Source organism: Dietzia maris (genome assembly GCF_014144855.1).
GTDB classification, from domain to species: Bacteria; Actinomycetota; Actinomycetes; order Mycobacteriales; family Mycobacteriaceae; genus Dietzia; species Dietzia kunjamensis.
In genome coordinates this window covers 1-1,358 of sequence record NZ_JAALDN010000446.1, presented here as the reverse complement: position 1 = coordinate 1,358, position 1,358 = coordinate 1, and the positions used below count along the sequence as shown (strand labels likewise).

Sequence of the window (1,358 nt, the reverse complement as noted above, 5' to 3'; positions counted from 1 at the left end):
GCGCTCGGGTCGCCGGTCAAGGCGCCCCCGCGCCGGCCGCCCGCCGGTCCCACGCGCTGGCGACCATGTCGCGCAGCGCGCGGACGTCGATCCGGTCGAGCCTGGTCACGTAGAGGCAGCCCTTTCCGCTCTTGTGGGGGCCGAGTCGGGCCAGTTGCTCCTCCTCGTCCGGCCCGCCCAGGAGCCCGTAGAGGGATGTCGCCGACGACCTCGGGCTGAAGCCCACCACGAAGGTGTCGCCCTCCCGGCCGCTGTCGTAGACGTAGTGGCTGTGTCCGTATCCGACGATCGAACCGGCCCACATCGAGGCCGGCTCCCCGGTGATCTCGTCGAACATCGCGAGCAGTCGCAGGCCGTCGTCGACGCGCCGAGCGGTGGGAAGGCCCTCGATCCATTGCCTCGGCGGCGCCCCGGTGGGTAGTAGCGCGGTGTTGTCGTTGCGGCCGGTGGCCGCGGGCCGGGACACGGGGGCGGAGAAGGCGAGCCCGGCGGCGGTCAGCGCCTCGCGCAGGACGCCGAGCTGGGACGGTCCCACCCCGTGGAGCGCGAGGACGTCTTTCTCCGGGGTGCCGTCGAGGTGCCGCAGGTCGGTGATTCCCGCGGTGGCCAGGGCGCGCGTCGCCGGGGCCGAGAGCCGTGGCAGCGGCAGCGGGGGACCTGTCATGCCCACGACGCTAGACCGACACGCACAGCCGGGCCAGGCTCAGGTGCACAACGATCGCCCCGCCCCGTGGTCAGAATGCGACGATCTCGTCTCCGACCCTCAGTTGCTCGAAGAAGTGTGCGGCCGCCTGCTGGCCCAGGTGGACGCACCCGTGGGACGGTTCGTCCAGCCGACCCTGGTGGAATGCCATGCCGTCCACGGTGAAGTAGGTCGAGTACGGCATCGGGGAGTCGAAGACCCGGCTGTGGTCGTGGCGCACGTGCCGCAGGATCCGGTGCGCGCCCCGCGCGGTCTCGTAGCCGGGCATGCCGGTGGTCACGGGGACGGGACCGTAGGTGATCTCCCCGTCGTCGACCATCCAGGCCCGCTTGCCGTCGACGTCGACGCACGCCCGGGCGGTCGGTGGGCACCGGGATGGCGCGGGTTCGCCGACGGTGTCCGGGGCGCCGGGACCGTTCCCGAGCAGGGTCTGACGCGTCAGTTCGTCCACCTCTCCGGCCTCGACGGGGCCGCCGGCCAGCACGTCGCGGGCGACGAGGTCCACGTCGGTCAGGTGGGCCGGCCGCCCCTGTTCCTCCAGGACCCGGTGGGCGACCGAGCGGACCACCTGCTCGTCGACGGCCACCGGCTGCGGGGGCGCATCGGTCACGATCCGGGTGTCCGTCTCCGTGACACCGGCGGCGTCGGCGGGCGG

Annotated in this window: 2 protein-coding genes; both read right to left on the bottom strand. The window is 73.2% G+C overall.

Annotated elements, in window-relative coordinates; genetic code table 11:
- Positions 1–16: 16 nt before the first annotated feature.
- On the bottom strand, positions 17–664 hold the full coding sequence (locus G6024_RS13985; RefSeq protein WP_159148968.1) for a DUF1801 domain-containing protein: 648 nt from the start codon (positions 662–664) through the stop codon (positions 17–19).
- A gap of 70 nt (positions 665–734) precedes the next feature.
- Positions 735–1,358, bottom strand: a 624-nt coding sequence (locus G6024_RS13980) for a L,D-transpeptidase (RefSeq protein WP_206683392.1), incomplete at its 5' end; no start/stop codon positions are given.

What these genes read in the sequence shown, in the direction of transcription:
- G6024_RS13985 (WP_159148968.1), bottom strand. Translation starts at nt 664, where the DNA reads ATGACAGGTCCCCCGCTGCCGCTGCCACGGCTCTCGGCCCCGGCGACG.